At 72.9% G+C, this 24,861-nt stretch carries 26 protein-coding genes and 1 tRNA gene; 12 read left to right on the forward strand and 15 right to left on the reverse strand.

Translation table 11 applies throughout. The features are described from left to right. Positions 1-13 precede the first annotated feature (13 nt). From ACSNN8_RS17705 to ACSNN8_RS17735, 7 genes are all read left to right on the forward strand, one after another. The gene (locus tag ACSNN8_RS17705) at positions 14-1,024 is read left to right on the forward strand and encodes an AAA family ATPase (protein ID WP_436650303.1); all 1,011 of its coding nucleotides are present in this window, start codon (positions 14-16) and stop codon (positions 1,022-1,024) included. Next, positions 1,021-2,370, forward strand: coding sequence for a DUF58 domain-containing protein (locus tag ACSNN8_RS17710; RefSeq protein ID WP_436650304.1), 1,350 nt, complete (start codon positions 1,021-1,023; stop codon positions 2,368-2,370). The genes ACSNN8_RS17705 and ACSNN8_RS17710 overlap by 4 nt, the downstream gene beginning before the upstream one ends. After that, complete coding sequence (locus tag ACSNN8_RS17715) at positions 2,370-2,933, forward strand: hypothetical protein (RefSeq protein WP_436650305.1); 564 nt, start codon at positions 2,370-2,372, stop codon at positions 2,931-2,933. Before ACSNN8_RS17710 ends, ACSNN8_RS17715 begins: the two co-directional genes overlap by 1 nt. Before the next feature lie 99 nt (positions 2,934-3,032). After that, positions 3,033-4,391 carry an NAD(P)/FAD-dependent oxidoreductase gene (locus ACSNN8_RS17720; protein ID WP_436650306.1) on the forward strand — a complete coding sequence of 453 codons (1,359 nt, stop codon included), beginning with the start codon at positions 3,033-3,035 and terminating at the stop codon, positions 4,389-4,391. 76 nt (positions 4,392-4,467) lie between these two features. Next, a tRNA-Leu gene (locus tag ACSNN8_RS17725) sits at positions 4,468-4,551 on the forward strand. A 105-nt stretch (positions 4,552-4,656) separates the two neighbouring features. Continuing rightward, the gene (locus tag ACSNN8_RS17730) at positions 4,657-5,481 is read left to right on the forward strand and encodes a Bax inhibitor-1/YccA family protein (RefSeq protein ID WP_436650307.1); all 825 of its coding nucleotides are present in this window, start codon (positions 4,657-4,659) and stop codon (positions 5,479-5,481) included. Between the two features lie 70 nt (positions 5,482-5,551). Further along, a complete protein-coding gene (locus tag ACSNN8_RS17735; RefSeq protein WP_436650308.1) occupies positions 5,552-5,845 on the forward strand; it encodes a hypothetical protein in 294 nt (97 codons plus the stop codon). 119 nt (positions 5,846-5,964) lie between these two features. Here the strand turns inward: ACSNN8_RS17735 and ACSNN8_RS17740 are convergent, their stop codons facing one another. The 3 genes from ACSNN8_RS17740 to ACSNN8_RS17750 form a co-directional block, all read right to left on the reverse strand. Beyond that, positions 5,965-7,209 (reverse strand): acetyl-CoA C-acetyltransferase, encoded by a 1,245-nt coding sequence (locus tag ACSNN8_RS17740; protein WP_436650309.1) that lies wholly within the window; start codon positions 7,207-7,209, stop codon positions 5,965-5,967. Between the two features lie 65 nt (positions 7,210-7,274). After that, positions 7,275-8,066, reverse strand: coding sequence for an SGNH/GDSL hydrolase family protein (locus ACSNN8_RS17745; protein WP_436650310.1), 792 nt, complete (start codon positions 8,064-8,066; stop codon positions 7,275-7,277). Positions 8,067-8,089: 23 nt separating this feature from the next. Further along, positions 8,090-9,130: an SGNH/GDSL hydrolase family protein gene (locus ACSNN8_RS17750; RefSeq protein ID WP_436650749.1), complete on the reverse strand. Its 1,041-nt coding sequence runs from the start codon at positions 9,128-9,130 to the stop codon at positions 8,090-8,092. 164 nt (positions 9,131-9,294) lie between these two features. Here ACSNN8_RS17750 and ACSNN8_RS17755 point away from each other — a divergent pair, with 164 nt between their 5' ends. From ACSNN8_RS17755 to ACSNN8_RS17765, 3 genes are all read left to right on the forward strand, one after another. After that, positions 9,295-9,636: a YkvA family protein gene (locus ACSNN8_RS17755; RefSeq protein WP_436650311.1), complete on the forward strand. Its 342-nt coding sequence runs from the start codon at positions 9,295-9,297 to the stop codon at positions 9,634-9,636. 3 nt (positions 9,637-9,639) lie between these two features. Next, positions 9,640-10,998, forward strand: a complete 1,359-nt coding sequence (locus tag ACSNN8_RS17760; protein WP_436650312.1) for a cystathionine beta-synthase — start codon at positions 9,640-9,642, stop codon at positions 10,996-10,998. Between the two features lie 71 nt (positions 10,999-11,069). Further along, entirely contained in the window at positions 11,070-13,358 is a 2,289-nt protein-coding gene (locus tag ACSNN8_RS17765; RefSeq protein ID WP_436650313.1) for a TPM domain-containing protein, read from the forward strand. 255 nt (positions 13,359-13,613) lie between these two features. On the opposite strand, the gene ACSNN8_RS17770 is transcribed toward ACSNN8_RS17765, so the two are convergent. Then, entirely contained in the window at positions 13,614-13,919 is a 306-nt protein-coding gene (locus tag ACSNN8_RS17770; protein ID WP_436650314.1) for a hypothetical protein, read from the reverse strand. Between the two features lie 299 nt (positions 13,920-14,218). After that, a complete protein-coding gene (locus ACSNN8_RS17775; protein ID WP_436650315.1) occupies positions 14,219-15,163 on the reverse strand; it encodes a S1C family serine protease in 945 nt (314 codons plus the stop codon). Positions 15,164-15,357: 194 nt separating this feature from the next. Here ACSNN8_RS17775 and ACSNN8_RS17780 point away from each other — a divergent pair, with 194 nt between their 5' ends. Continuing rightward, on the forward strand, positions 15,358-15,660 hold the full coding sequence (locus ACSNN8_RS17780; protein ID WP_436650316.1) for a hypothetical protein: 303 nt from the start codon (positions 15,358-15,360) through the stop codon (positions 15,658-15,660). Positions 15,661-16,745: 1,085 nt separating this feature from the next. Here ACSNN8_RS17780 and ACSNN8_RS17785 read toward each other — a convergent pair. The 4 genes from ACSNN8_RS17785 to ACSNN8_RS17800 form a co-directional block, all read right to left on the reverse strand. Then, complete coding sequence (locus tag ACSNN8_RS17785) at positions 16,746-17,255, reverse strand: N-acetyltransferase family protein (protein ID WP_436650317.1); 510 nt, start codon at positions 17,253-17,255, stop codon at positions 16,746-16,748. Next, positions 17,252-18,166 carry a ribonuclease Z gene (locus tag ACSNN8_RS17790; protein ID WP_436650318.1) on the reverse strand — a complete coding sequence of 305 codons (915 nt, stop codon included), beginning with the start codon at positions 18,164-18,166 and terminating at the stop codon, positions 17,252-17,254. Before ACSNN8_RS17790 ends, ACSNN8_RS17785 begins: the two co-directional genes overlap by 4 nt. A gap of 289 nt (positions 18,167-18,455) precedes the next feature. Continuing rightward, a complete protein-coding gene (gene ppk2 / locus ACSNN8_RS17795; RefSeq protein WP_436650319.1) occupies positions 18,456-19,433 on the reverse strand; it encodes a polyphosphate kinase 2 in 978 nt (325 codons plus the stop codon). A 53-nt stretch (positions 19,434-19,486) separates the two neighbouring features. Next, on the reverse strand, positions 19,487-20,902 hold the full coding sequence (locus ACSNN8_RS17800) for a CHAD domain-containing protein (protein ID WP_436650320.1): 1,416 nt from the start codon (positions 20,900-20,902) through the stop codon (positions 19,487-19,489). 116 nt (positions 20,903-21,018) lie between these two features. On the opposite strand from ACSNN8_RS17800, the gene ACSNN8_RS17805 reads away from it, so the two are divergent. Beyond that, positions 21,019-21,183: a hypothetical protein gene (locus ACSNN8_RS17805; RefSeq protein ID WP_436650321.1), complete on the forward strand. Its 165-nt coding sequence runs from the start codon at positions 21,019-21,021 to the stop codon at positions 21,181-21,183. Here the strand turns inward: ACSNN8_RS17805 and ACSNN8_RS17810 are convergent. From ACSNN8_RS17810 to ACSNN8_RS17835, 6 genes are all read right to left on the reverse strand, one after another. Continuing rightward, positions 21,180-21,509, reverse strand: a complete 330-nt coding sequence (locus ACSNN8_RS17810; RefSeq protein WP_436650322.1) for a hypothetical protein — start codon at positions 21,507-21,509, stop codon at positions 21,180-21,182. The genes ACSNN8_RS17805 and ACSNN8_RS17810 overlap by 4 nt on opposite strands. Positions 21,510-21,600: 91 nt before the next feature. Then, positions 21,601-22,377 (reverse strand): cytochrome P450, encoded by a 777-nt coding sequence (locus ACSNN8_RS17815; RefSeq protein ID WP_436650323.1) that lies wholly within the window; start codon positions 22,375-22,377, stop codon positions 21,601-21,603. Continuing rightward, positions 22,374-23,048 (reverse strand): maleylpyruvate isomerase family mycothiol-dependent enzyme, encoded by a 675-nt coding sequence (locus ACSNN8_RS17820; RefSeq protein WP_436650324.1) that lies wholly within the window; start codon positions 23,046-23,048, stop codon positions 22,374-22,376. The genes ACSNN8_RS17815 and ACSNN8_RS17820 overlap by 4 nt, the downstream gene beginning before the upstream one ends. Then, a complete protein-coding gene (locus ACSNN8_RS17825) occupies positions 23,045-23,623 on the reverse strand; it encodes a TetR/AcrR family transcriptional regulator (protein ID WP_436650325.1) in 579 nt (192 codons plus the stop codon). The genes ACSNN8_RS17820 and ACSNN8_RS17825 overlap by 4 nt, the downstream gene beginning before the upstream one ends. 100 nt (positions 23,624-23,723) lie before the next feature. Then, the gene (gene msrA, locus ACSNN8_RS17830; RefSeq protein ID WP_436650750.1) at positions 23,724-24,383 is read right to left on the reverse strand and encodes a peptide-methionine (S)-S-oxide reductase MsrA; all 660 of its coding nucleotides are present in this window, start codon (positions 24,381-24,383) and stop codon (positions 23,724-23,726) included. 48 nt (positions 24,384-24,431) lie between these two features. Next, complete coding sequence (locus ACSNN8_RS17835; RefSeq protein ID WP_436650326.1) at positions 24,432-24,845, reverse strand: HIT family protein; 414 nt, start codon at positions 24,843-24,845, stop codon at positions 24,432-24,434. Positions 24,846-24,861: the final 16 nt, after the last annotated feature.

Genomic DNA, 24,861 nt, shown 5'->3' on the forward strand with positions numbered 1-24,861 from the left:
AAAGGTGCTCGGCGTGACGGAGACAGGCGTGCAGGCTCTTCCCCCGTACGAGGTGGGAAGGCTCGCCGGTGCCGTCCTGGACTCGGTCGGCAGCGTCGTGGTCGGCAAGCGCGACTCGCTGGAGCTCGTGCTCGCCGGCATCCTCGCGGGCGGCCACGTGCTGCTCGAGGACCTGCCCGGCCTCGGCAAGACGCTGACCGCCCGCTCGTTCGCGCAGGCGCTGGGCCTGGACTTCCGCCGGCTGCAGTTCACCCCCGACCTGCTGCCCGCCGACGTGACCGGCTCGTTCCTCTACGACCAGCGCAAGGGCGACTTCGCGTTCCGCGCCGGCCCGGTCTTCACCAACATGCTGCTCGCCGACGAGATCAACCGGACGCCGCCCAAGACGCAGGCCGCGCTGCTCGAGGCCATGCAGGAGAAGCAGGTGTCGGTCGAGGGCGTCACGTACCGGCTCGACCCGCCGTTCCACGTGCTCGCCACGGCCAACCCCATCGAGTACGAGGGCACCTACCCGCTGCCCGAGGCCCAGCTCGACCGGTTCATGCTGCGCGTCTCGTTCGGCTACCCGACCGCCGAGGAGGAGTGGGACGTCCTGCAGCGCCGCATGAACCGCCGCCAGGAGGAGGCGTTCCTGCAGCCGGTGGTCGACGCGGCCACGCTCCAGTCGATGCAGGCCGCGCTCGAGGCGATCACGGTGGAGGACTCGATCGGCCGCTACATCGTGGCGCTGACCTCCGCGACCCGCGAGCACGCCTCGGTGCTGGTCGGCTCCTCCCCGCGCGGCTCGCTCGCGCTGCTGCTGCTGGCCCGCGCGCGGGCCGCGATGGCCGGCCGCGACTTCGTGGTGCCCGAGGACGTGAAGGACGTGGCGGTGCCCGCGCTGGCGCACCGCATCACGCTGCGCCCCGAGATGTGGCTGCGCCGGGTCGACCCGTCGTTCGTGGTCGACGAGGTGCTGCAGGCCACCCCGGCTCCGGCCAGCGGCGCCCTGCCCACGTACGCGACCGGGTACACCACGACGTGACCGTCCCGGAGCCGCTGCTGCGCCGTGCCGTGCCGCCGGTCGCGACGGCCGAGGCGGGCGCCGGTCCCGCCTGGGCGCCGACCCGCGCGCTCGGGCGTGCCGTGCTGCTCACCGGCCTGCTGCTGGTGCTCGGCGTCGCGCTGGGCCGGGTCGACCTGGTGCTGTTCGCCGCCCCGTTCGCGATCGGCGCCGCGTTCCACCTGCGCCGCATGCCGGGATCGGCGCCGGAGCTGTCGGTGACCGCCGACGAGGAGCTGACCGTCGAGGGCGGTCAGGTGCAGGCGTCGGTGACCGTCACGAACCCCGACGTCATCGCGTACGACCTGGTGGTCGTCCGCACCCGCACCTCGCGCTGGCTCAAGCTCGAGCACGCCGACCGGCCGTTCGCGATCACGGTGGCCGCCGACGGCTGGGCCGCGGTCGACCTGTCCGGCGACGCGCTGCGCTGGGGCCGGCAGGACGTGGGTCCCGCCGCCGCCCGGGTCGCGGCGTGCGGTGGCCTGCTCGCGTGCCGCCCGGTCGTCACCCCCGGGCACCGGGTGCGGGTCTATCCGGTCACCGAGCCGTTCAACGCGATCGAGGCCATGCCGGCCGCCGCGGGCCTGGTGGGCGCGCACCGGTCGAGGCGCATGGGGGAGGGCGGCGAGCTTGCCGGCGTACGCCCGTTCGCGCCCGGCGACCGGCTCCGGCGCATCGACTGGCGGGTCTCGCTGCGCACGCGCGACCTGCACGTCGCCTCCACGCTCTCCGACCGTGACGCCGAGGTCGTCCTGCTGCTCGACGTGCTCGGCGAGGTCGGTCTCTCCGGCGGCGTGGCGGGCAGCGCCTCGGTGCTCGACACCACGGTGCGGGCCTCGGCCGCGATCGCCGAGCACTACCTGCAGCGCGGCGACCGCGTCTCGCTGCTCGAGTACGGCGCGGCCGCCCGCCGGCTGCGCCCCGCGACCGGCCGCCGGCAGTACCTGACCGTCCTGGAGTGGCTGCTCGACGTGCGCCCCGACCCCATGGAGCAGGAGGGCGACTTCGGCGCCCACCACGTCTCGTCCGACGCGCTCGTGATGGTGCTCACCCCGCTGATCGACCCGCGGGCCGCCGACATGCTCGCCTCGCTGGCGCAGTCCGGCCGCTACGTGGTGGCCGTCGACACGCTGCCCGCCGACGCCCGCCCCGACGTGCGCAGCCCGTGGACCCCGCTGGCCACCCGGCTGTGGCGCCTGGAGCGGGAGAACGTGCTGGGCCGGCTGCGCGAGCACGGCGTCCCGGTGGTCGACTGGGCCGGCGCGGGCAGCCTCGACCTGGTGCTGCGCGACGTCGCCCGGCTCGCGTCGGCACCGCGGGGGCGCTGATGTTCGCCTCGGTCACCCGGCGGTTGTCCGGCGCGCGCCGCACGTTGACGCGGGCCACCGTGCTGCCGTTCCTGGTGCGCTGCGGCATCGGGGTGTGCGGCCTGATCGCGATGTCGGTGGCGTGGCCCGCCCAGCTGTCCGGAACGCGCTATTTCGCGCCGCTCGCCGTGATCGCCCTCTACCCGGCGTTCGCGCCGCGCGGCCGCGGCGCCACGTTCGCCGCCCTGGTGGTGGTCGGCGGCTGGCTGGCCGACACCGCGTTCTACGACTCGCCGGTGGCGCTGTGGCGGGTGCTGGCCATCGCGTCGTCGCTCTACCTCGGACATTCGCTCACGGCGCTGGCGGCGGTCCTGCCGTACGACGCGGTGGTGAACGCCGACGTCGTAGGCCTGTGGCTGGCCCGCGCGCTGGCCGTGGTGCTGGTCTCCGCGGTGCTCACGGTGTTCGCGCTGGGCTTCACCGCCGAGCTGGCCGGCGGGCCGTTCCTGGTCGCCACGGTGATCGGTCTGGCGGGGGCGGCGGGCGCCACGCTGCTCATAGCACGCCTCGTTCATAGAGCGTGAAATCTCCCCGCAACTTGTGCGTCATGGCACTTGACAAATCGTGTTGGCGTAGATCACACCAGGAGGCGCGGAGACCCCTCGACGCGCGAGAATGTCGATGTGAATCCGCAGCGCATCGTCGTCGTAGGGGCAGGGCACGTCGGGCTTTACGCCGCCCTGCGCCTGTCGAAGAAGCTCAACCGGCGCCGGGCCGAGGTCGTCGTCATCGACCCGCAGCCGCACATGACGTACCAGCCGTTCCTCCCCGAGGCAGCGGCCGGCAACATCTCCCCGCGGCACAGCGTCGTGCCGCTCCGCCGCGAGCTCAAGAAGTGTCGCGTGGTGGCCGGCGAGGTCACCAAGGTGGAGCACGCGCGCAAGACGGTGACCATCCAGCCCATCGAGGGCCCGGCCACCGAGATGAGCTACGACCACATCATCGTGGCCCCGGGCTCGGTCTCGCGTACGCTGCCGATCCCCGGACTGAGCGAGCGCGGCATCGGCCTCAAGACCATCGGTGAGGCCACCTACCTGCGCAACCACATCCTCGACCAGCTCGACGTCGCGGCCGTCACGCCCGACCCCGAGGTCCGCAAGGCCGCCCTGTCGTTCGTCTTCGTCGGCGGCGGGTTCGCCGGCATCGAGGCGCTCGCCGAGATGGAGGACGTCGTCCGCGACGCCCTCAAGTACTACCCCGAGCTCGACCCCGGGGAGCTCAAGTTCGTCCTGGTCGAGGCCACCAACCGGATCCTGCCCGAGGTGGGCGCCGAGATGGGGGCGTACGCCGCCCGGCAGCTCGCCAAGCGCGGCATCGACCTGCGCCTGGACACGCTGCTGAAGTCCTGCGTGGACGGCGAGATCGTGCTCTCCGACGGCGACACGTTCCGCGCCGAGACCCTGGTGTGGACGGCCGGCGTCAAGCCCTCGCCGATGCTCGACCACACCGACCTGCCGCGCGGCCCGAAGGGGCACGTCAACTGCCTGCCCACCCTGCAGGTCGCCGACGCCGACGGCAACGTCCTCGACGGCGCGTGGAGCGCGGGCGACTGCGCCCAGGTGCCCGACCTGACCAACCCGGGCGGCTGGTGCTCGCCGAGCGCCCAGCACGCCGTGCGCCAGGCCAAGGTGCTCGCCGACAACATCAAGCAGGTCGTGCTGGGCGGCGAGCCCAAGCAGTACAAGCACAAGTACATCGGCAGCGTCGCGGGCCTGGGCCTCGGCAAGGGCGTCGCGCACGTCTACGGCATCAAGGTCAAGGGCTGGCCCGCCTGGTTCATGCACCGCTCCTACCACGTGAGCCACATCCCGTCGTTCAACCGCAAGGCCCGGGTCGTGGCCGACTGGACGCTCGCGGCCCTGTTCCAGCGCGAGACGGTCGCCCTCGGCCAGCTGCACTCCCCGCGCGAGGAGTTCACCGAGGTGACCCCGCCGGTGCCGGCGCCGGCCGAGCGCGACAAGGTCGGCACGGCGTCGCGCTGAGGCGGTCTCCTTCCCCGCCCTCCCGGCTTATAAGGTGTCCTGGGAGCGTTGCCGTGCGCGGTGACGCCCCAGGCCCGCCCGGGTGGTGGAACGGCAGACACGGCCGCCTTAAAAGCGGCTGCCTCACGCAGGCGTGCGGGTTCGAGACCCGCCCCGGGCACCGCTCAGCCTGTTCACAGCTTTTCGAGGCTTCTCTAAACAGCTCCGCCCCGTACCCTGGAGTGGCACGTCAACGTGCCTCAACCTCAAAGGGAGGCTGGACACAGTGAAGACTTCCAACCCGGTGCTCTCGCGCCTCGGCCAGGCGGCCGAGCGGGAGCGCACGGCCGGGTACGGGGCTTACGGCCCCGCCGGTGCCGCCCCGGGTTACGGTCAGCCGTACCCGGGCGCCTCGGATTACCCCGCCGCTCCGCCCGCCGTGCGCCCGATGACGGTCGACGATGTCGTCGTCAAGACGGTCACCCTCCTCGGCATCACCGGTGTCTCGGCCGTCGTCGCGTGGAATGTGATCCCCACCGCGGCGACCGGCGCCGCCTGGATCGGCGCGGCCGTGATCGGCCTGGTGCTCGGCATGGTCATCTCGTTCATGCGGATGGCCAACCCCGCCCTCATCGTGGCCTACGCCGTGGTCGAGGGCGTCTTCGTCGGCATGGCGTCCAAGACGTTCCAGGTCATCGCCGGCTACGAGGGGATCGTCCTGCAGGCGGTGGTCGCCACCTTCGGCGTCTTCTTCCTCACGGCGTTCCTCTACAAGGCAAGGGTCATCCGCGCGACACCCAAGTTCCAGCGCGGCATGATCATCGTGATGGGCGGCCTGTTCGCCGTCATGCTGATCAACCTGGTGCTCGCGCTGTTCGGCTTCAACACCGGTCTGCGCGACAACGGCCCGCTCGGCTACCTCTTCAGCATCGTCTGCATCGTCGTGGCCGCGCTCAGCTTCATCCTCAGCTTCAACGAGGTGGAGGAGGGCGTCCGCATGGGCCTGCCCCAGCGCTACTCCTGGGTCGCCGCGTTCGGCATCCTGGTCAGCCTGGTCTGGCTCTACATCGAGATCCTGCGTCTGCTGAGCTTCCTGCAAGGCGACGACTGACCTCGGCACCACCGCACAGCGCCCGGCCCGCGATTCCGCGGGCCGGGCGCTGTTCTTTAGGCTCTTTCCCGTGACCGAGTTCGCGACGTCGATCGACCGGCTGCTCAACCAGATCCGGGTCTGGGAGCAGCCGCGCTGGAGTGCCGGTGGCCGTGCCGACCGCACGTACGCCCTGGTGCAGCTGCTGGCCGATCTGGGTGCCGACGCCGAGGGCCGGCCGCGCCGGGCGGTGCCGCGCGAGCACGACATGATCCTGCCCGACCAGGTGCGCGTGATGGCCGACGATCTGCTCGCCGCCAACCCGTCCGGCGACGTGCTGGCCGGGGCCGCGGCGGCGGTCGACGAGCTGCGCTCCTCGCTCTGACCGGCCTGCCCGCTATGCCCGGGCCCGCTCGCGCTCCGATCGGCCCGCCGGAATGATCTCCGCCGAGCCCGGCCGCTCGTGGCAGACCGGACCCGGCGGAAGCCTGTGGGGTCAGCGGGTCAGCTGAGGCGCTCCAGCACCATCGCCATGCCCTGGCCGCCGCCGACGCACATCGTCTCGAGGCCGATGCTCTTGTCGTGCCAATCCAGAGCGTTCAGCAGGGTGCCCGTGATACGTGCGCCGGTCATGCCGAACGGGTGACCCACCGCGATCGCGCCGCCGCTGACGTTCAGCTTCTCGATCGGGATGCCCAGGTCCTGGTACGAGGGGATGACCTGCGCCGCGAACGCCTCGTTGATCTCCACCAGGTCGATGTCGCCGATCGTCATGCCGGCCCGCTTGAGCGCCTGCTTCGACGCCTCCACCGGGCCGAGGCCCATGATCTCGGGGCTGAGCGCGGTGACGCCGGTCGAGACAATCCGGGCCAGCGGCGTGATGCCCAGCTCGCGAGCCTTGGTGTCGCTCATGATCACCACAGCCGCGGCGCCGTCGTTGAGCGGGCAGCAGTTGCCGGCCGTGACCCGTCCGTCCGGGCGGAAGACCGGCTTGAGCTGCGAGACGCCCTCGAGCGTCACGCCCGGGCGGGGGCCGTCGTCGGTCGACACGACCGTGCCGTCCGGCAGCGTCACGGGGGTGATCTCGCGCTCCCAGAAGCCGTCGGCGATCGCCTTCTCCGCGAGGTTCTGGCTGCGTACGCCGAACTCGTCCATCTCCTCGCGGCTGATGCCCTTGATCTGCGCGAGGTTCTCGGCGGTCTGGCCCATCGTGATGTAGATGTCCGGCAGCTTGCCGTCCTCGCGCGGGTCGTGCCAGGTGCGGCCGCCCTCGGCGAACTCGGCCGTACGGGCCCGGGCCTCGGCGAACTTCGGGTTCTCCCAGCCGCCGCCGACCTGGGCCTGCAGCGCGGAGGGAAGCCCGTCGGAGCTGCCCCGGGCGTACCGGGAGACGGTCTCGACGCCGGCCGAGACGAAGATGTCGCCCTCGCCGGCCTTGATCGCGTGGAACGCCATCCGGGTCGTCTGCAGCGAGGACGAGCAGTACCGCGTGACGGTCGCGCCGGGAAGCCCGTCGAGCCCGAGCTGGGTGGCGACCACACGCGCCATGTTGAAGCCCTGCTCACCGCCGGGCAGCCCGCAGCCGAGGTAGAGGTCCTCGATCAGCGTGCGGTCGAGCTGCGGCACCTTGGCCAGCGCGGCGTCGACGATGGTGGTGGCGAGGTCGTCGGGACGCAGGTCCCGCAGGGATCCCTTGGCTGCACGGCCGATGGGGGATCGGGCGGTGGCGACGATGACAGCTTCCGGCATGCGCCAAATTTAACTCGCGGGTAACTTGTGCCGCGAGTACAACTTCGTCACACCGTCCGTGACCTTCAGCCGGCCGGCGTCATCGCCGCCTTCGCGACGGCGGGGTAGAGCGCGTGCGCCCACACCCGATAGCCGTCGGCGGACGGGTGGAAGCCGTCATAGCAGAGGGTGCCCGCGTCGGCCCGGAACACGGCGCCGGTCTCCTCGGCCAGGTCGACCACGGCGCCGCCCGCGGCGGTCACGGCCTTGGCCTGCGCCTTCGCCATGCGGCGGCCCAGCACCCCGGCGAGCTGGCGCAGCGGCGGGGCGATCGCCCGCAGCGCGCCCAGGTCGGGGCAGGTGCCGACCACGACCCGTACGCCCGCCTCGCGCAGGCGCCGCACCGCGGTGCCCAGCTGCGCCGCGGATTCCTCGGGGCTGCGCAGGCCGGTCGCGTCGTGCGCGCCGATCAGCACCACGGCCACGTCGGGCCGGTCGCCCAGCAGTGCCCGCGCCACCTGGGTCGCCAGGTCGGAGGAACGCGAGCCGGCCACGCCCACGCTGGAGAGCAGCACGTGCCGCTCGCCGCTGCCCGAGTTCCCCTCGGCGAGCATGCGGGCCAGGTGGCCGCCGACGGTCTCGCTCAGCCACTCCACCCCCACGCCGATCGCGGCGGAGTCGCCCAGCAGCACCAGGCGCAGCGGCGGGGCCGAGACCGGCCCCATCGACGTGCGCAGCGCCAGGCCCATGGTCGGCTTGGCGTACCGGCGTGCCTTGGCGGCGAGCACCTCGCCGACCAGCAGTGCGGCGCCGCCCACCGCGCCGGCGAGCACACTCGTGGCCGCGGCCTTGCCGATGCGTGCGTTCAGCCCAGCCATCCCACTCGCCTCCCTGCGCCGCACTAATGATCCTCGGGAGTCCAGCCTACGGCGCTGGACGCCGGGGGACCGCTCGGAACGGCCTCCGGCGCCGGCGCGGGCGCCGTCCGGTGGCCGAACCACGAGCGGGTCTCGCCGAACCACGGATGCCGCCGCAGCACGGCCCAGCGGCCGGCCGCCCGGACCTCGGTGCCCGGAGCGTGCACCGCCTCCTGAGCCGCCTCCTCGAGGTTGCGTACCCCCTCGGCGGCGGAAGGAACCGCGCGGTCATCCTCGCTGAGGACAGCCATGAGGGTCGGCATCACCACGGCCGCGGCCCGGGCGTAGCCCTCGGCGGAGGGGTGGAAGTGGTCGGAGCTGAACATGCGGACCGGGTCGGCCTCGAACATCGGCCCGAGCAGGTTGCCGATCGAGACCGTACGCCCGCCGGCCTCGACGACCGCCACGGTCTGCGCGGCGGCCAGGTCGCGGCTCCACTTGCGGGCCAGCCAGCGCAGCGGCGGTTTGATCGGCTGGATCGCCCCGATGTCGGGGCACGTGCCGACGACCACCTTGCAGCCGGCCGCGCGCAGCCGGCGCACCGCTTCGCCCAGGTGGCGGACGGCGGCGGCGCGGTCGGAGACGTGGGTGACGTCGTTCCCGCCGATCAGGATGATCGCCACGTCGGGGTCGTGCTCGAGGGCGGCGTCCACCTGGTAGGGCAGGCCGGCCGACATCGAGCCGACCACGGCCAGGCGGCGCAGGCGCACGGGCCGGCGCAGGCGGCGGGACACGCCGGTGGCCAGCAGCGCGCCCGGCGTCTCGCGGGGGCGGTGCACGCCGTACCCCGCGGCGGACGAGTCGCCCAGGACGACCATGGTGATCGGCCTGCCGCCGAACTTGCCGCCGTAGAGGCCGTCACCCCGTGGTGGGGGCGCCTCGGCCAGCGGGATGACCCGGCGGGCGTCGGCGGCCTGGCGCAGGAGCAGGCCCGCCGACAGGGCGGTCACGCCGGCGACCGCGCCGGTCACGCCGCCGAGGATCTGCCCGGCCTGCTTGATCCGGCGCCGATCCGTGGCGGAGATCTCAATGGTGCTCACGGGCTCCCTCGCTCTCGCTCACTCGCTCCGTTCGGGCAAAGGAAACCGGTTGGGAGTTCGAGGCTAGCGCGCGGCTGCGAGAGGCAATCATGGCGCGCCCGAGTCATGCTTGTATGGAGGCAAGTTTCTCTGAACAGTGGGAGAACAGCGTGGCGAAATCGTTGAAACGTACGGCGGCATTCACCGCCCTTGCCAAAGCGCTGGTGTCCGGCGCGCGCGGCGGCCCGTCGCTGTCCAAGCGGATCGCGGCGCTCCCGCGCATGATGAAGGCCTCGATGCGGGGCGACTACGACGGCGGGCTGCGGGTGGCGATGATGGCCGCCGCCACGGCGTACGTCCTCTCGCCGATCGACCTCATCCCCGAGTTCTTCCTGCTGATCGGCCTGGCCGACGACGCCGTGATGATCGCGTGGCTGGCCGGCGCCGTGCTGGCCGAGACCGAGCGCTTCCTGGACTGGGAGAGGCAGCGGGATCGGATAGTCGTAGTCTGAGGTGTGCGCTACTACGACAACGTCGTCGACATCATCGGGGACACCCCCCTGGTCAAGCTGAACAAGGTCACCGACGGCATCGCCGCGACGGTGCTGGCCAAGGTCGAGTACTTCAATCCGGGCGGTTCGGTGAAGGACCGGATCGCCCTGCGGATGGTGCTCGACGCCGAGAAGGCAGGCCTGCTCGGGCCCGGTGGCACGATCGTCGAGCCCACCAGCGGCAACACCGGCGTGGGGCTCGCGCTGGTCGCCCAGCAGCGCGGCTACAGGTGCATCTTCGTCTGCCCCGACAAGGTCAGCGAGGACAAGCGCAACGTCCTCAAGGCGTACGGCGCCGAGGTGGTCGTCTGCCCCACGGCAGTCGCCCCGGAGGACCCGCGCTCGTACTACAACGTCTCCGACCGCCTGGCCCGCGAGGTCCCCGGCGCGTGGAAGCCCGACCAGTACAGCAACCCGGCCAACCCGCGCTCCCACTACGAGGAGACCGGCCCCGAGATCTGGAAGCAGACCGAGGGCCGGATCACCCACTTCGTCACCGGCATGGGCACCGGCGGCACCATCAGCGGGGTCGGGCGCTACCTCAAGGAGCAGGGTCCCGTACGGGTGGTGGGCGCCGACCCGGAAGGCTCGGTCTACTCCGGCGGCACCGGCCGGCCGTACCTGGTCGAGGGCGTCGGCGAGGACTTCTGGCCGGCCAACTACGACCGTGAGATCTGCGACGAGGTCATCGAGGTCTCCGACTCCGACTCGTTCGAGATGACCCGCCGCCTGGCCCGCGAGGAGGGCCTGCTCGTCGGCGGCTCCTGCGGCATGGCCGTCGTGGCCGCCCTCGAGGTGGCGCGCAAGGCCGGGCCCGACGACGTCGTGGTCGTGCTGCTGCCCGACGGCGGCCGCGGCTACCTCTCCAAGATCTTCAACGACGACTGGATGGCCCGCTACGGCTTCCTGCGCACCGTCGAGGGCGCTCCCACGGTCGCCGACGCGCTGGAGAGCAAGGGCGGCGCGATGCCCCCTCTGATCCACGTTCACCCGACCGAGACCGTCCGCGACGCGATCGACTACATGCGCGAGTACGGCGTCTCGCAGCTGCCGGTGCTCAAGGCGGAGCCCCCGGTCGTCACCGGCGAGGTGGCCGGCTCGATCGCGGAGAAGGCGCTGCTCGACGCGCTGTTCACCGGTCAGGCCCACCTGCACGACACGATAGAGCGGCACATGGGCGACCCGCTCCCCATGATCGGCGGCGGCCAGCCGGTGAGCGAGGCGGTCGCCCTGCTCGAGAAGTCCGACGCCGCGATGGTGCTGATCGACGGCAAGCCCGCCGGCGTGCTCACCCGGCAGGATCTGCTGGCCCACCTCTCCTGACCGCGACTCTCCGGCGGCCGGCGCGGCTCCCTGCCGCGCCGTCCGCCGCCGCGGGGCCTAGGTTGGGCTTCGTGACACGTCGACTGCTCCCGCTCCTGGCCGCCCTCGGCATCCTGCTGGTGGCCGCCCCCGCCGCCGCCGAGGCGCCCCAGCGGCTCGCCACCCAGGTGACCGACCGGGCCGGCGTGCTCGGCGACCGCCGCGCGGTCGACGCGGCGCTGACCGAGCTGCAGCAGAAGACCGGGCTCCAGCTGTTCGTCGTCATGGTCGACTCGTTCGACGGCGCCGCGGCCCAGCAGTGGACCGACGAGACCGCCCGGCTCAGCGACCTGGGCGACCGGGATGCGCTGCTCGCGGTGGCGACCGGCGACCGGGCGTACGCGTACTCGTTCCCCGACGACTCCCGGCTCACCCGCGACGAGCTCGCCGACGTGGCGCAGAACGACATCGAACCGGCCCTGAGCAGGAGCGACTGGTCCGGCGCCGTGGTCGCCGGGGCACAGGGGTACGCCGAGGCGGCGGGCGGCGGAGGAGGCTCCGGCTGGATCTTCCTCGTGCTCGGCCTGGTCGTCGTCGTGGCGCTCGCGTGGCTCTGGTTGCGCCGCCGCCGCCGCGCAGCGGCGCCCGCCGCGCCCGCCGATGCTCCCGTGCCCGCGCCGGCGGCCCCGAGCCTGGAGGAGCTCACCAACCAGGCCAACGCGCTGCTCATCGAGCTCGACGACGACCTGCGGGCCGGCGAGCGCGAGCTGGGGCTGGCCGAGGCCCAGTACGGCGCCGCGGCGACCGCGCCGTTCCGGGCCGCGCTCGAAGCGTCCCGCCAGGACGTCGCCGAGGCGTTCCGCCTGCGCCTGACGCTCGACGAGGAGCCGGCGCCCGACGAGCCCGCCCGCCGCGGCGCCCTGACCAGGATCGTCGAGCTCTGCCGCACCGCCGACGCCCGCCTCGACGCCGAGTCCGAGGCCTTCGACCAGCTGCGCGACCTGGAGGGCCGGGCCGCCGAGGCGGCCACCGAGATTTCGCAGCGCCGCGCCGCCGTCGAGGCCGCGCTGCCCGCCGCCGAGGCCACCACGCGGGACCTGCTGGCCCGCTTCTCCGGCGGCGCGGTCACCGCCGTCGCCACCAACGTGGAGCAGGCACGCGAGCGGTTGTCGTTCGCGGCTTCCGCTCTGAATGAGGCCCGCGCGGCCTTATCCGGCGCCGCCGCTGGGGCGGCCGGTAGTGCTGGGGCGGCCGGCAGTGCGGGCGGCAGTGCGGGCGCGAGTGGTGGTGCGGTCGCTGGTGCCGGTGCAACTGCCGCCGCGGTCGGCGGTTCTGTCGCCGAGAGCGCGGGTGGCTTGGCCGGCCGGTCTGCGGGCGGCGTGGTCGGCGGTCCGGCGGGCGGCGTGGCCAGCCGGTCTTCGGGCGGCGTGGCCAGCCGGTCTTCGGACGGCGTGCCTGGCGGGTCTTCGGGCGGCGTGCCAGGAGGGTCTTCGGGCGGCGTGCCAGGCGGGTCTGCGGGCGGCGCGCCGGGTGGGGATCGGGCGGAGGCTGCGCTGGCGGTGCGGGCGGCGGAGCAGGCGGTCGACCAGGCCGATCAGCTGGTCGCGGCGGTCGGGCGGGCCGCCAAGGACCTGCCGGCGGCGCGGGCCGCGGCCGATGCGCTGATCAACGAGATCTCCGGGGAGATCGCCGCCGGGCGGGCGACGATGACCGGGTCCGAGGCGCCCGCCGGCATGGGAGCGGCGATCACGGGCGGGGAGCAGGCGCTGGCCGAGGTGCGGGCCGCGCTGGCCGCCGAACGGCCCGACCCGGTCGAGGCGGTGGCGATCCTGCAGGCCGCCGACGCCGCCCTCGACGCCGCGCTGGCCGAGGCGCGCGACGTGGCCGAGCGGCGGGCGCACGACCGCAGCCTGCTGGCGCAGGAGCTGCCGGTGGCGCGGGCCGAGGTGGCCGCCACCAACGACTTCGTCACGACCCGCCGGGGAGCCGTCGACTCGGGCGCACGGGCGACGCTGTCCGAGGCTCTGCGGCACTTGGCGCTGGCGGAAAGCCTCGCGGCGTCCGACCCGGCCGCCGCCCTGACCGCGGCGCGACAGGCCCGGCAACTGGCGGCCGACGCAGGCCGAGCGGCCCAGCTCGACGTGGAGCGCTGGGGGAGCGGCGGCGGGTACGGCTGGGGCGGCCCGGCGCAGCCGGGCGGCTTCGACGCGGGCGCGTTCGCCGGAGCCGTGCTGGGCGGCATCCTGGCCGGCGGCGGCCGATCGTACGGCGGTGGCTGGAGCGGCGGCGGTTGGAGCGGAGGCGGCTTCGGCGGCAGCGGTTCCCGCGGCCGGCGCACCTCCGGCGGCGGCGGCCGCGTGGGCGGCGGCGGCCGCTTCTGACGCGTCACCCGGGCAGCTCGAGCACCTCGATCACGTGGGCGGCTCGGGGTACCGCGATCGGGCGGGTGGCTCGGGCACTGCGATCAGGCGGGCGGCGTGGCCGGCGGGTCTTCGGGCGGCTTACCAGGCGGGTTTGCGGGCGACGTGCCAGGCGGATGGCTCGGGCACCGCGATCAGGCGGGTGGCGCGGGCACCTCGATCGCGCGTGGGTGGCTCGGGCAGCGCGATCACGCGCCGGTGGCTCGGGCGCCTCGATCAAGCGGGTGGTTCGAGCACCTCGATCACGCGGGTGGTCGGGGCGGCGTCGCCGAGCCGCTCGCGCAGGGCCAGCCGTTCGGGGTCGACCAGGAACGCGTCGTAGCCGGCCCGCGAGCGGAACCGGATCCGGTGGACCTCGGACGCCCCGTCCGTGCTGCGCAGGCGGCTCTCCACGGAACCGCCGTGCCGGGGCAGCAGCGCCAGCACGGCGTCCTCGTAGCGCCTGCCCTCGACGGGGTGGCCGGGTGCCATGTCGACGATGGCGGCGAGCAGCACGCCGCCCTCCTGGCCGGGGTCGGTCATCCGGGCAGTATGGCACCCGGCCGCCCCACCCGCGGTCCTGCTCGCCCGGCCGCCGCCTCGTCGCCCAGCCGCCCTTCGCCCGGCCGCCGGGCCGCCTGGTCGCCGGGCCGCCTGGTCGCCGGGCCGCCTGGTCGCCGGGCCGCCGGGCCGCCTGGTCGCCGGGCCGCCTGGTTGCCCGGCCGCCTTGTCGCCCGGCCGCCCTCGGCCGGCCGCCGCCTCTTCGTCCGGCCGTGGGCGGCCTGAGCCTCGTACGGATGCCCAGGTGGCGACCCCGGCCCGACGGTCGGAGGGGCCGCGGGTCAGCTCAGCTCGGCGGGCACCGTGACGACGTCCACCAGCGCGTTCTTGCGCAGCAAGGTCATCGGCAGGTTCGAGCCGATGGCGGGGCCGAGCATGAGCTGCTGCAGCGCCTGGACGGTGCTCGTCGGCCGGCCCCCGGCCGTGATGATGACGTCGCCCAGGTAGATGCCCGCGCTGCCCGCGGGGCTGCCGGGGACCACCTCGACGACGCGCAGGCCGAGCTTCTGCCCGAGCCGCTCGGCGAGCGCGGGCGGCAGGGGAGTGGGCACCCCGGCCACGCCGAGCCACGCCCGGCGTACGCGGCCCGTGGCGACCAGCTCGCCGACGATCGAACGGGTGGTCGCGTTGATCGGGACGGCCAGGCCCAGCCCGTACCCGGCCACTGCGGTGTTCACGCCGACCACGGTGCCGGTGGAGTCGGCGAGCGCGCCCCCGGAGTTGCCCGGGTTCAGGGCCGCGTCGGTCTGGATGACGCTGTCGATGATGCGGACGCGCCGGCCGTCGCGCGCGGGCAGCGAGCGGCCCAGCCCGGACACGACGCCGGCGGTGACGGACCCGGCCAGGCCCATCGGGTTGCCGACCGCCACGACGAGCTGGCCGATCTTGAGTTCGTCGGCGTTGCCGAGCGGCGCGGCCGGGGCGCCCGCGTTGTGCACGCGCACGACGGCCAGGTCGGAGAGGGGGTCCGCGCCGACCACGTCGAAGCGGGTTTCGGTGCCGTCGGCGAAGTCGGCCGTTCCGCCGTCCGCGCCGGCGACCACGTGGGCGTTGGTGAGCAGGAATCCGTCGTCGGTGAAGGTGACTGCCGAGCCGGCGCCCTGACCGCGCGGGGTGCGTACGGAAAGGGCGGCGACCGACGGGAGCAGTTTGGTGGCGACGCCGGTCACCACACGGCTGTAGGCATCGAGGGCCTGTGAATCGACACCCGTGTGTTCGGTATCCATGGCGGCTTCAACGCCGTGCCGACCAGCGTCGATGCCCGTACGGCGTCCGCCCACGGCGAACACGTGTCCGTCACTCTCGGTCGCGCCAGTCGCACAGAAAGTCCGACCGGGGGATGGCGCGCGGGGGTTGTATGGGTTGTGACGGCCGCATGACGAACCGACCGGCACCCCGGACGCCGACGAAAGGTGAGGGAATGGTCATCGCCGACCAGCCGCTGCCCACCGACATCGTGGACCGCCTGCTGTGGCAGGACGCCCAGCAGATGCTCGGGCGGCACGCGGAGCCGGACGGGGAAGGCAATTGTGTCTGGTGCGGATGGCGGTGGCCGTGCGCGCCGCGGCGCCTCGCCGAACGGGCCGACGCCGCATCCCGCCGCCCCTGGCGCGAGGCGTGGACCGTACGACACGACCTGAACAGCATCCGCGCGATGCCCGGACTGCGCGCCGGGCACGACGACCGCCGGCGGCAGGCCCCGAACCGCGGCTACTTCGACTAGACAACTCCATCGAGCCCACGACGTCGCCCGTCAGCTTGACCTCCCCCGGCAGGCCATGGCCACCCGGCCCGGGCAGGCGTCGTCCGAGGCGGTGAGTCCGCTGCGCCCCGCCAGCGTCGCGATCTCCCGCCCGCAAGGACCCGCCCTGGAACTGGCACAGGACCGGCACGCCTCCGTCGGTCCAGCGTCTCCGGCCAGACGCGCCCCTCCAGTTCGGGCGGGACGGTTGGCGGGAGTGCGAGACCACAGGTTCCCCCGTTCCATTCGGTCTCGCGCTCCCGCCCAGCCACAAGATTCCCCGGGCGGGTCATCGCTTCCCCCGCTCAGCCACAGGATCCCGCGGTGGCCACCGCTTCCCCGCCCAGTCACAAGCTCCGCCGGTGGGCCATCGCCCCGTCCCCGCCCAGTCACAAGATCAGCCGGTGGGCCACCGCCTCCCCCGCCCGCCCAGGGAGTGCGGCGAGCCTACGCCGCCTGCGAGGGCGCCGCAGAAGCCTGTGGACAACAGACCTTCCGGCGCACCATTCGGCAGAGTGGGCGCAAAGGCCTGTGGACAATGCCCAGCGCGTACGACGTGGTCAGCGCGGCGCGAAGGCCGTTAAGAACGGGAATTCCGGTGGGTACGACACGGTGAGTGCGGCGCGGGTGCCAGCGCGAACGGTAGTTGCCGGCGCGTACGACGCGGTGAGTGCGGCGCGGGTGCCAGCGCGAACGGTAGTTTCCGGCGCGTACGACGCGGTGACTGCGGCGCGGGTGCCAGCGCGAACGGTAGTTTCCGGCGCGTACGACGCGGTGACTGCGGCGCGGGTGCCAGCGCGAACGGTAGTTTCCGGCGCGTACAACGCGATGAGCACGGCGCGGGGCCGTCAAGAACGGCAGTTCCCAGCGCAAGCGGCGCCGCGGAGGCCTGTGGACAACGCGAGTCCCGGCGCGCCCGACCCGGCAAGACCGGGCGCGCCGGATCGCGTCCGATGCGCGGGGCCGTGACAGCGGCACGCACACCGTCCCTGACGGACGCCGCGGTGACGTGGCGGCCAGTGCGGCGTCCGTAGTTAGGCTACCCTAACCAAACCCCGGCCCGCCGGTCAACGCCCCAGCGGCCGGCTGTAGCGCACCTGCCCCACCGGCTCCCCGTTCACCGGCTCCACCCGGGTCTCCCCGTCGGCGACCCAGCCACCGGCCTCGTAGAAACGCCGCGCCCGGGCGTTGCCCTCCAGCACCCACAGGACGGCCCGCGAGCCGCCGACCGAGGCCAGCTTGGGCAGCGCGTCCGCCATGAGCCGCCGCCCGAGCCCCGTCCCGACGTGTGACGGCTCGACGTGGATCGCGTAGAGCTCGGCGGCCCCGGCGGTCTCCGAAGGCCCGACGTAGGTGAAGCCCACGATCGAGCCGTCCTCGTCGGCCACGGTCATGCAGTGGGTGTCCCGCTCCCAGCGGTAGCGCTCGGCCCACCACTCGCCGAACGACTCCGCCGAGCGCAGCGCGAGCGTTTCCGGCGCGAGGATGTGGGCGTAGGCCGCCACCCGCGAGCGCTGGTGCACGGCCCCCACCGCGGCAAGGTCAGAGTCCGTGGCCGTACGCAGCAGGACGCTCATCGGTCGACCGTAGCCTCCCGCCGGGCCGGCACGGCGACGCGCCCGAGGTCCGAGGCGACCACGATCTCGCCGTCGAACTCGGCCCGCGCCTCGGCGAGGAACCGGGAGTCGTCCGGGTAGCGCTGCGAGAAGTGGGTGAGGACCAGCGTCCGTACGCCCGACTCGCGCGCCACCGCCCCGGCCTGCGCCGCGGTCAGGTGGCCCACCTGGGCGGCCAGCGCGGCGTCCTCGGTCAGGAACGTCGACTCGATGACCAGCAGGTCGACCCCGGCCGCGAGCGCGAACACGTTGTCGCACAGGCCGGTGTCCATGACGAAGGCGAAGCTCTGCCCGGGCCGTTCGACGCTGACCTGCTCGAGCGTCACGTCGCCGAGGCGGCCGGTCCGCTGCAGCTCGCCGACCGCGGGGCCGGCGATGCCGTGGGCCGCCAGCAGCGAGGGCACCATGCGGCGCGCGTCCGGTTCGTCGAGGCGGTAGCCGTACGTCGGAAGGGAGTGCCAGAGGGGCAGCGCGGTGAGGCGGCCCGCGGGCGTGGCGGCCGTGAAGCTCTCGCCGCCGACCGGGGCCGGCACTATCTCGGCGTTGTCCCAGTAGCTGGTGGCGTGCCGCAGGCGGTCGTAGAACTCCTGGCCCGCAGCGGGGTAGTGGACCGTCACCGGATGCGTCACCCGGTCGAGCGAGATGCGCTGCAGGACGCCGGGCAGGCCGAGGCTGTGGTCACCGTGGAAGTGGGTGATGCAGATGCGGCGCACGGGGCTGACGGCGAGCCCGGCGAGCAGCATCTGCCGCTGGGTGCCCTCGCCGGGGTCGAAGAGGATCACCTCGTCGTCCCAGCGCAGCAGGTAGCCGTTGTGGTTGCGGTGCCGGGTGGGCACCTGGCTCGCCGTGCCGAGGACGACCAGCTCGCGCACCGAGACCCCCGAGAAATGAAGCGACCCCCAGGGACTTCCTCCAGCGTTCGCACGCGTGAAGGTCCGGTCGGACAAGGCCGGATCCCTGGGGGTCGGGTGGCTGCCTGGTATTCGCCGCGACCGCTGCCACACGGTCTCGACGTATTACTTCTTTCGAAGCTGTCGAGGACAGCGGCTAGCGGACAGCCACCTCACGAGTCCCGTTGCTATACAACTTCGGACCACCTCCCTTCACGTGTACGGCTACGTTAACCACCGGGAGGCGCCGACGCCAAGACTTTTAATCTCACTACAGGCGCGGGAATACCCGAGGGGACATTTCGGTGCCTTCCACCGCAAGCGAGGCGGGCCCGACGATCAGCGGATCGGGGCGGCCGACGACGTCCTCGTCCTTGTTCGTGTAGTCGAACCGGTTGAGCACGTGGCGCATCGCCTCGAGCCGGGCGCGCTTCTTGTCGTTGCTCTTCACCACGGTCCACGGCGCGTCGGCCGTGTCGGTGTAGAAGAACATCGCCTCCTTGGCCTCGGTGTAGTCGTCCCACTTGTCCAGCGACGCCAGGTCGTTGGGGGAGAGCTTCCACTGGCGTACGGGGTCGACCTGGCGGATCGCGAACCGGGTGCGCTGCTCGCCCTGCGTCACCGAGAACCAGAACTTGACCAGGTGGACGCCGGAGCGCACCAGCATCCGCTCGAGCTCCGGGGTCTGGCGCATGAACTCGAGGTACTCGGCGCGGGTGCAGAAGCCCATGACCCGCTCGACGCCGGCCCGGTTGTACCAGGACCGGTCGAACATCACGATCTCGCCGGCGGACGGCAGGTGCTTGATGTAGCGCTGGTAGTACCACTGGGTGCTCTCGCGCTCGTTCGGCTTCTCGAGGGCGATCACCGCCGCGCCGCGCGGGTTGAGGTGCTCCATGAACCGCTTGATCGTGCCGCCCTTGCCGGCGGCGTCACGGCCCTCGAAGAGGATCACCAGCCGCTCGCCGGTGTCCTTGAACCAGTTCTGCAGCTTCAGCAGCTCGATCTGCAGCAGCCGCTTCTGGTGGTCGTACTCGGAACGGGACAGGCGCTCGTCGTACGGGTACTCCTCGCGCCACGTGTCGACGGGCGTGCCGTCGGCGTTGAGCAGCACCGGGTCGTCATCGTCGTCGTCCGCGACCCGGTAGCCGCCCAACTCCGCGATCGGACCATCGTAAGGGCTCGTGGTGAGGTCCTCGGTGTCGTTCTGGAAACCGTTGTGCTGTGCCTGCTCCGCCTCCGACTGCATGCCCCCTGCTTACCCAGCGAGAGTGACGTCGCAACGGGCCGTCGGGTGAACAATCAATTCATCCACTTGCGCAGCTTGCGGCTGCGCGACGTCTCCACCACGACCGGCAGCTGGGCGTACGTCTCCCGGCCCACCTGCTCCTGCCGGGCATAGAGCACCCCGAACCAGAAGCTGTCCTGCCCGAGCTCCTGCAGCAGCTCGCGGGCGACCACCGAGTCCTGGTGCGCGCCGAGCACGTCCTGCAGCTCGGTGAGCGCGTCCACCAGGTCCTTGGCGGGCCGCCCGGCCGCGGGCGCGAACACCTCGACGGCGTACCGGGCCCGCTTGTACGCCTTGCGGGCCTCGTGCAGCTCGTGGTCCTCGCCGTGGAACAGCGCCTCGTCGAGCAGCGCGTCGGCCTTCTGCAGGCTCTTGAGCGCGCGGCGCAGCGGCTGGGGCTCGACGGTCTGCTGCGCGGCCAGCTGGTCGATGCGATCGAGCAGCGTCAGGTAGCGCTCGCCCTCGAGCGCCTCGTCGAGCGCGGCGCGGCCCTCGGCGACCTGGCGGTCGAGGTGCTCGCGGATGCGCGCGGCGACCGGGCCGAACTCGGCGCTCTGCTCGTCGAGGCCGGAGAGCAGTTTGCCCTCCTGCACCTGGCCGTCGCGGACCTGGCCGAGCAGGTCGGCGAGCCACTTCAGCTCGCCGCCCAGGTCGGACGCCTCGGCGAAGGTGCGCTTGAAGGTCTTGAGCGTGCTGCGCAGGCGCCGGGTGGCGACGCGCATCTTGTGCACCGCCTCCGCGTCGCCGCGGCGGACCCCCGGGTCGTACGCCTCGATGGCGTCGCGCTGCTCCCGGACGTACCGGAGCACGGGGTCCTTGGGCGGCTTGGCGGCGGGGCGGGGCCGGTTGCCCAGCGCGCGTGCGACCTTGGAGGGGCCGCCCGCGGGGGTGGCCCCGGCGGCGAACAGCGCCTTCTCGACGGCGGCCAGCACCTTGGGGCTGCCATCGACGAGCTCGACCTCGACCTCCTGCCACCGCTGCTCGTGCCCGTCGGTCTCGGCGGTCACCTCGTCCTGCGCGACCAGCGCGAGCGTGTTGCCGTCGGCATCGCGCAGCGGCGTCTCGACCCGGTGCGTGCGCAGCCGGGCGATCGGCTTGAGCTCCCGGCGCCGGATGATCGCCCGCACCTGGCCGACGAGCTCGGCCGGCACGGTTCCGGGTGTGCCGTCGAGGGGGAGGCGGTGCTCGGTGCGGTCCGTGCCCTCGCCCGGCGTCTTGAGGTGCCACCCGGCGTCGCTGCCGCCGCTGCGCCGCCGCAGCGTGCGGCGGTTCTGCATCAGCGCGAGGTCGTCGGTGTCGAAGTAGGTCGCGTCGAGGTCGTGCGTCTCGGCGCCGTCCGTGCTGCGGATCCCTGCCTTGCCGGCGAGATCGGGCAGCCGAAACTCCGCGGGGACGTCGTACTTACGCTCTGTTTCGGTGGCGATCTCCATGCGTTAATACTGCCCGATCGGGTGACGCTGACACAGGTCAAGCGATTGGCAGCTTCCGCACAGCCACGTCACAGGATGCCGCGCCACGCTGGGAGCCCGTCGCTCTGGAGGTACGCATGGAGAAGCCCGACCGCCGGCCCGTCTCGCTGGCCGGCCTCGGACTGATCAGCGCCGGCGCCGTGCTCGGCCTGGCCCTGGCGACGCCCGCCGCGGCGTCGCCCTCCGACCAGCCCCGCCAGCCGTCGCAGTCCGCGCCGGCCCCGTCCCCCGAGGACGACTAGGCCGCCATCGGCCGGCCGCCCAGGCTGCGCAGATAGAGCGCCCTCGTGTAATTGGCGGCCGCCGCGCCGTAATACATGGTCGCCAGCCCCACGTGGAAGCTGTTGTTGGTCAGCGCGTTCTTCGCGTTGGCCGAGGCGGACCAGCGGATCTCGGCGTCCGACTCGCTGATCCCCTTGCGCAGGCAGCGCAGCCGGTTCATCTCCTTGCCGGTCTTCCACATGTCGAGGGCCGCCTCGGCCTCGCGCATCATCTCCTCGGCCTGCTCGACCAGCGACTCGGCCAGGTTCCAGGCGAAACGTTCATCGTCGTTGTAGAAAACCGGCATGGGTCACCTCCCACGACACCCCGCGATCGATCTCCAGTGTGCGGAGCATGTCGGGACATGTCGATCTTTTCCACCCTGAGGCGTGAAACAGTCACCATGCCATGGGGAGAGCGGTCACGCCGTGGACGAGGCCGCCGGGGCGCAGCCGTACGCCAGCCGTCGAATCGGCGAACCGCAGCCGCGGGAACCGGCGCAGCAGGGCCGGCAGGGCGATGCGCAGCTCCGCCCGGGCCAGCGGCGCACCGAGGCAGTGGTGCACGCCGTGGCCGAAGGCGAGATGGCCGGCCTCGCCACGGGTGAGGTCGAGGTCGCCGGGGTCGCGGACATACGCCGGGTCCCGGTTCGCGGCGGACAGCGACACCAGCACCAGCTCCCCGGCCGGGAGCCGCCGGCCGGCCAGCTCCACGGGCTCGGTCGTGACCCGCGGCGACGCGGCATTGACGACGGTCAGCCACCGCAGCAGCACCTCGACGGCGGCGTCGACCCTGTCCGGCCGCTCCCGCAGGACGCGCATCTGCCCGGGGTGGCGCAGCAGCGCCAGCGTGCCCAGCGAAAGCATGTTCGCGGTGGTCTCGTGGCCCGCGAGCAGCATCAGATGCCCGATGGCGGCCAGCTCGTCGACGGTGGCCTCGTCGCCGTGCTCGCGAGCCAGGGCGCCCAGCACACCCGGCCCGGGCCGGGACACGAGCCCGGCCATGTAGGCACGGACCTGACGGAACGCCGTCGTACGGTCCTCCGGGGTCAGAGAAAGGTCGAGCGGACGGCCGGCGAGGCGCTGGAACCGTTCCCGGTCCTCCGGCGGCACGACGAGCAGGCTCGGGTCGGGATGAAACTCGCCTTGCCTGCTCAGATACGCCGGGGCGGTCATGACGGCGCCTTGGGCGCGGCCGGCCGGAAGCGGGCGGTGAGGGCGGCGGCGCCCTCGCCGGACAGCTGGGGCAGCGCCACGAGACGGCCGCAGCACACGAGCAGCAGCGCGGCCATGGGGCCCCGGACCTCCGGGCCCTCGCCGGCCGACCAGGTCGTGTCGGTGGCGGTCAGCCGGAAGCCCGCCATCCGCCGGACCGAGGGCATCGGCGGCGGCAGGCGCATCGTCAGGTTGCGGGTGGCGGCGGTGGCCGCGGCCTCGGGGTCCATGTCGAGCCGGCGGCCGAGCGGGATGGCGATGTCCTGGCTGTGCACCAGGATGTCGGTGAGCGTCTCGAGCGGGGTGACGCCGAAGTTGTGCCGGCGCGAGCCGATCGTGCCGCGGATGGCGGCCACGATCTGGTCGGTGGTCAGCTCGGCGGCCCGCCGCCGGGCGACGTGCTCGCCCGTACGGTCCAGGCTGCCGCGCCACCGGCTCAGCAGGCGCAGCATGTCCCCGGGGCCGAGCTGCTGCATGGTCAGGTGGGCGGCGACGTCGCGCACGGTCCAGCCCGCGCACAGCGACGGCTGCCGCCACTCGTCGCCGGAGAGGTCGTCGAGCAGGGCGGTCAGGCTCGCCCGCTGCGCGTCGACGGCCTGCCAGAGGCGGTCGCGGTCGAGGGGAACGGTCATGGCGGAACCTCCACGGATCGTGGACGGATCACGGTCGTCACCAGGGCGGTGATCTGTCCGGCCGGGTCGAACGCCGGATCGGGAATGGCCAGGTCGTGCAGGACGAGGCCGGTGTAGTGGTTCATGATGATCGGCGCGTCGCGCTCGGGGTCGGTCGAGCCGGCGAGGCGCAGCCACTGCAGGAACCACGCGTTGACGCCGCTCCCGGTGGCGCTGAGCTGCGCGCGCAGCGACGGGTGGAGGCCGGCCTCGACGAGGATCGCGTAGCGCGCCAGGGTCAGCGTCCGGAGCGTGCCGGTGGCCTCCTTGGCGGCCGCCGCCAGCACCTGGGCCAGCTCCTGCGGGGTGGTCGGGGAGGCCCGCCGCGCGAGGTCCTCCCAGGCGGCGCGCTCGCGGGCGGCGAAGCGCACCACCACGGCGTCGAGCAGCGCGTCGCGGGTGCGGAAGTGGTTGGAGGTGGAACCCGCCGGCAGCCCCGCGGTGGTGTCGACCGCGCGGTGGGTCAGGGCGTGGATCCCTCGCTCGCCGAGCACGGTGATCGCGGCGTCGAGCAGGTCCTCGCGGCGTGTGGCCATGTCCGATACTACGATCGTAGTGGAGATCACTACAAGTGTAGTGACAGAGAAAGGCCCGCGCCTGCCGGAGCGGGCGCGGGCTGTTCGCCGGCGGTGAGCGTCAGTTGGTGCGGGCCACACCCACCGGGCAGGTCATGCCGTTGGGGCCGTGGTTGCAGTAGCCGTACGGGTTCTTGGCGTCACTCAGGTACTGCTGGTGATAGTCCTCGGCGTAGTAGTACGCGCCGAGCGGCTTGATCTCGGTGGTGATGCGGCCGTGGCCGGCGGCGCTGACCACGGGCTGGAAGGCCTCCAGCGAGGCCTGCGCGACCTTGGCCTGCTCGTCCGTGGTCGTGTAGATCGCCGAACGGTACTGGGTGCCCACGTCGTTGCCCTGGCGCATGCCCTGCGTCGGGTCGTGGTTCTCCCAGAACGCCTTCAGCAGGTCCTCGTACTGGATCTTGCTGGGGTCGTAGACGACCTGGACCACCTCGGCGTGCCCCGTGGAGCCGGAGCAGGCCTCCTCGTAGGTCGGGTTCCTGGTGAACCCGCCCGCGTAGCCGACCGAGGTCGAGTAGACGCCCGGCAGCTGCCAGAAGATCCGCTCGGCGCCCCAGAAACACCCCATCCCGAAGACGGCGACCTCGAGGCCGGCCGGCCACGGGCCCTTGAGCGGGGTGCCGAGCACGACGTGCTTGTCGGCCACCGGCATCTCCAGCGGGCGGCCGGGCAGGGCCTGGTCGGGGGTAATCAGCTCGAGCTTCTTGTGCCGCAGGAACACGGTCACTCCCTTCATCCGGTCTGCACAACGCCGGGAGGCGCCCCATCCTTACCCGAGTTTCGCGGCGATCGTCGCGGCGTACGAGGCGGCCTCCTCGTCGCTCGCGTACTTGTGCCGCGGCCAGAAGAAGCCGCGCAGACCGTCGCCCTTCGTGCGGGGCACCACGTGGACGTGCAGGTGCGCCACCGACTGGGAGACGATGTTGTTGTTCGCCACGAACGTGCCCTGCGCGCCCAGCGCCTCGGGCACCGCGGCCGACACCCGCTGCACGAGCCCGAAGAACCCGGGCAGGTCGGCGCCGGGCAGATCGGGCAGCGTCACGACGTGGGCGCGCGGCACGACCAGGACGTGACCCTTGAACACCGGCCGCGTGTCGAGGAAGCCGACACCCTCGGGGACGTCGATCACCTTGAAGGCGGGCACTGTCCCCGCCACGATGTCGCAGAAGACGCACGATGCCACCAGGTGAGACTAGCCT

Source organism: Actinoplanes sp. URMC 104 (genome assembly GCF_051386375.1).
GTDB lineage: Bacteria > Actinomycetota > Actinomycetes > Mycobacteriales > Micromonosporaceae > Actinoplanes.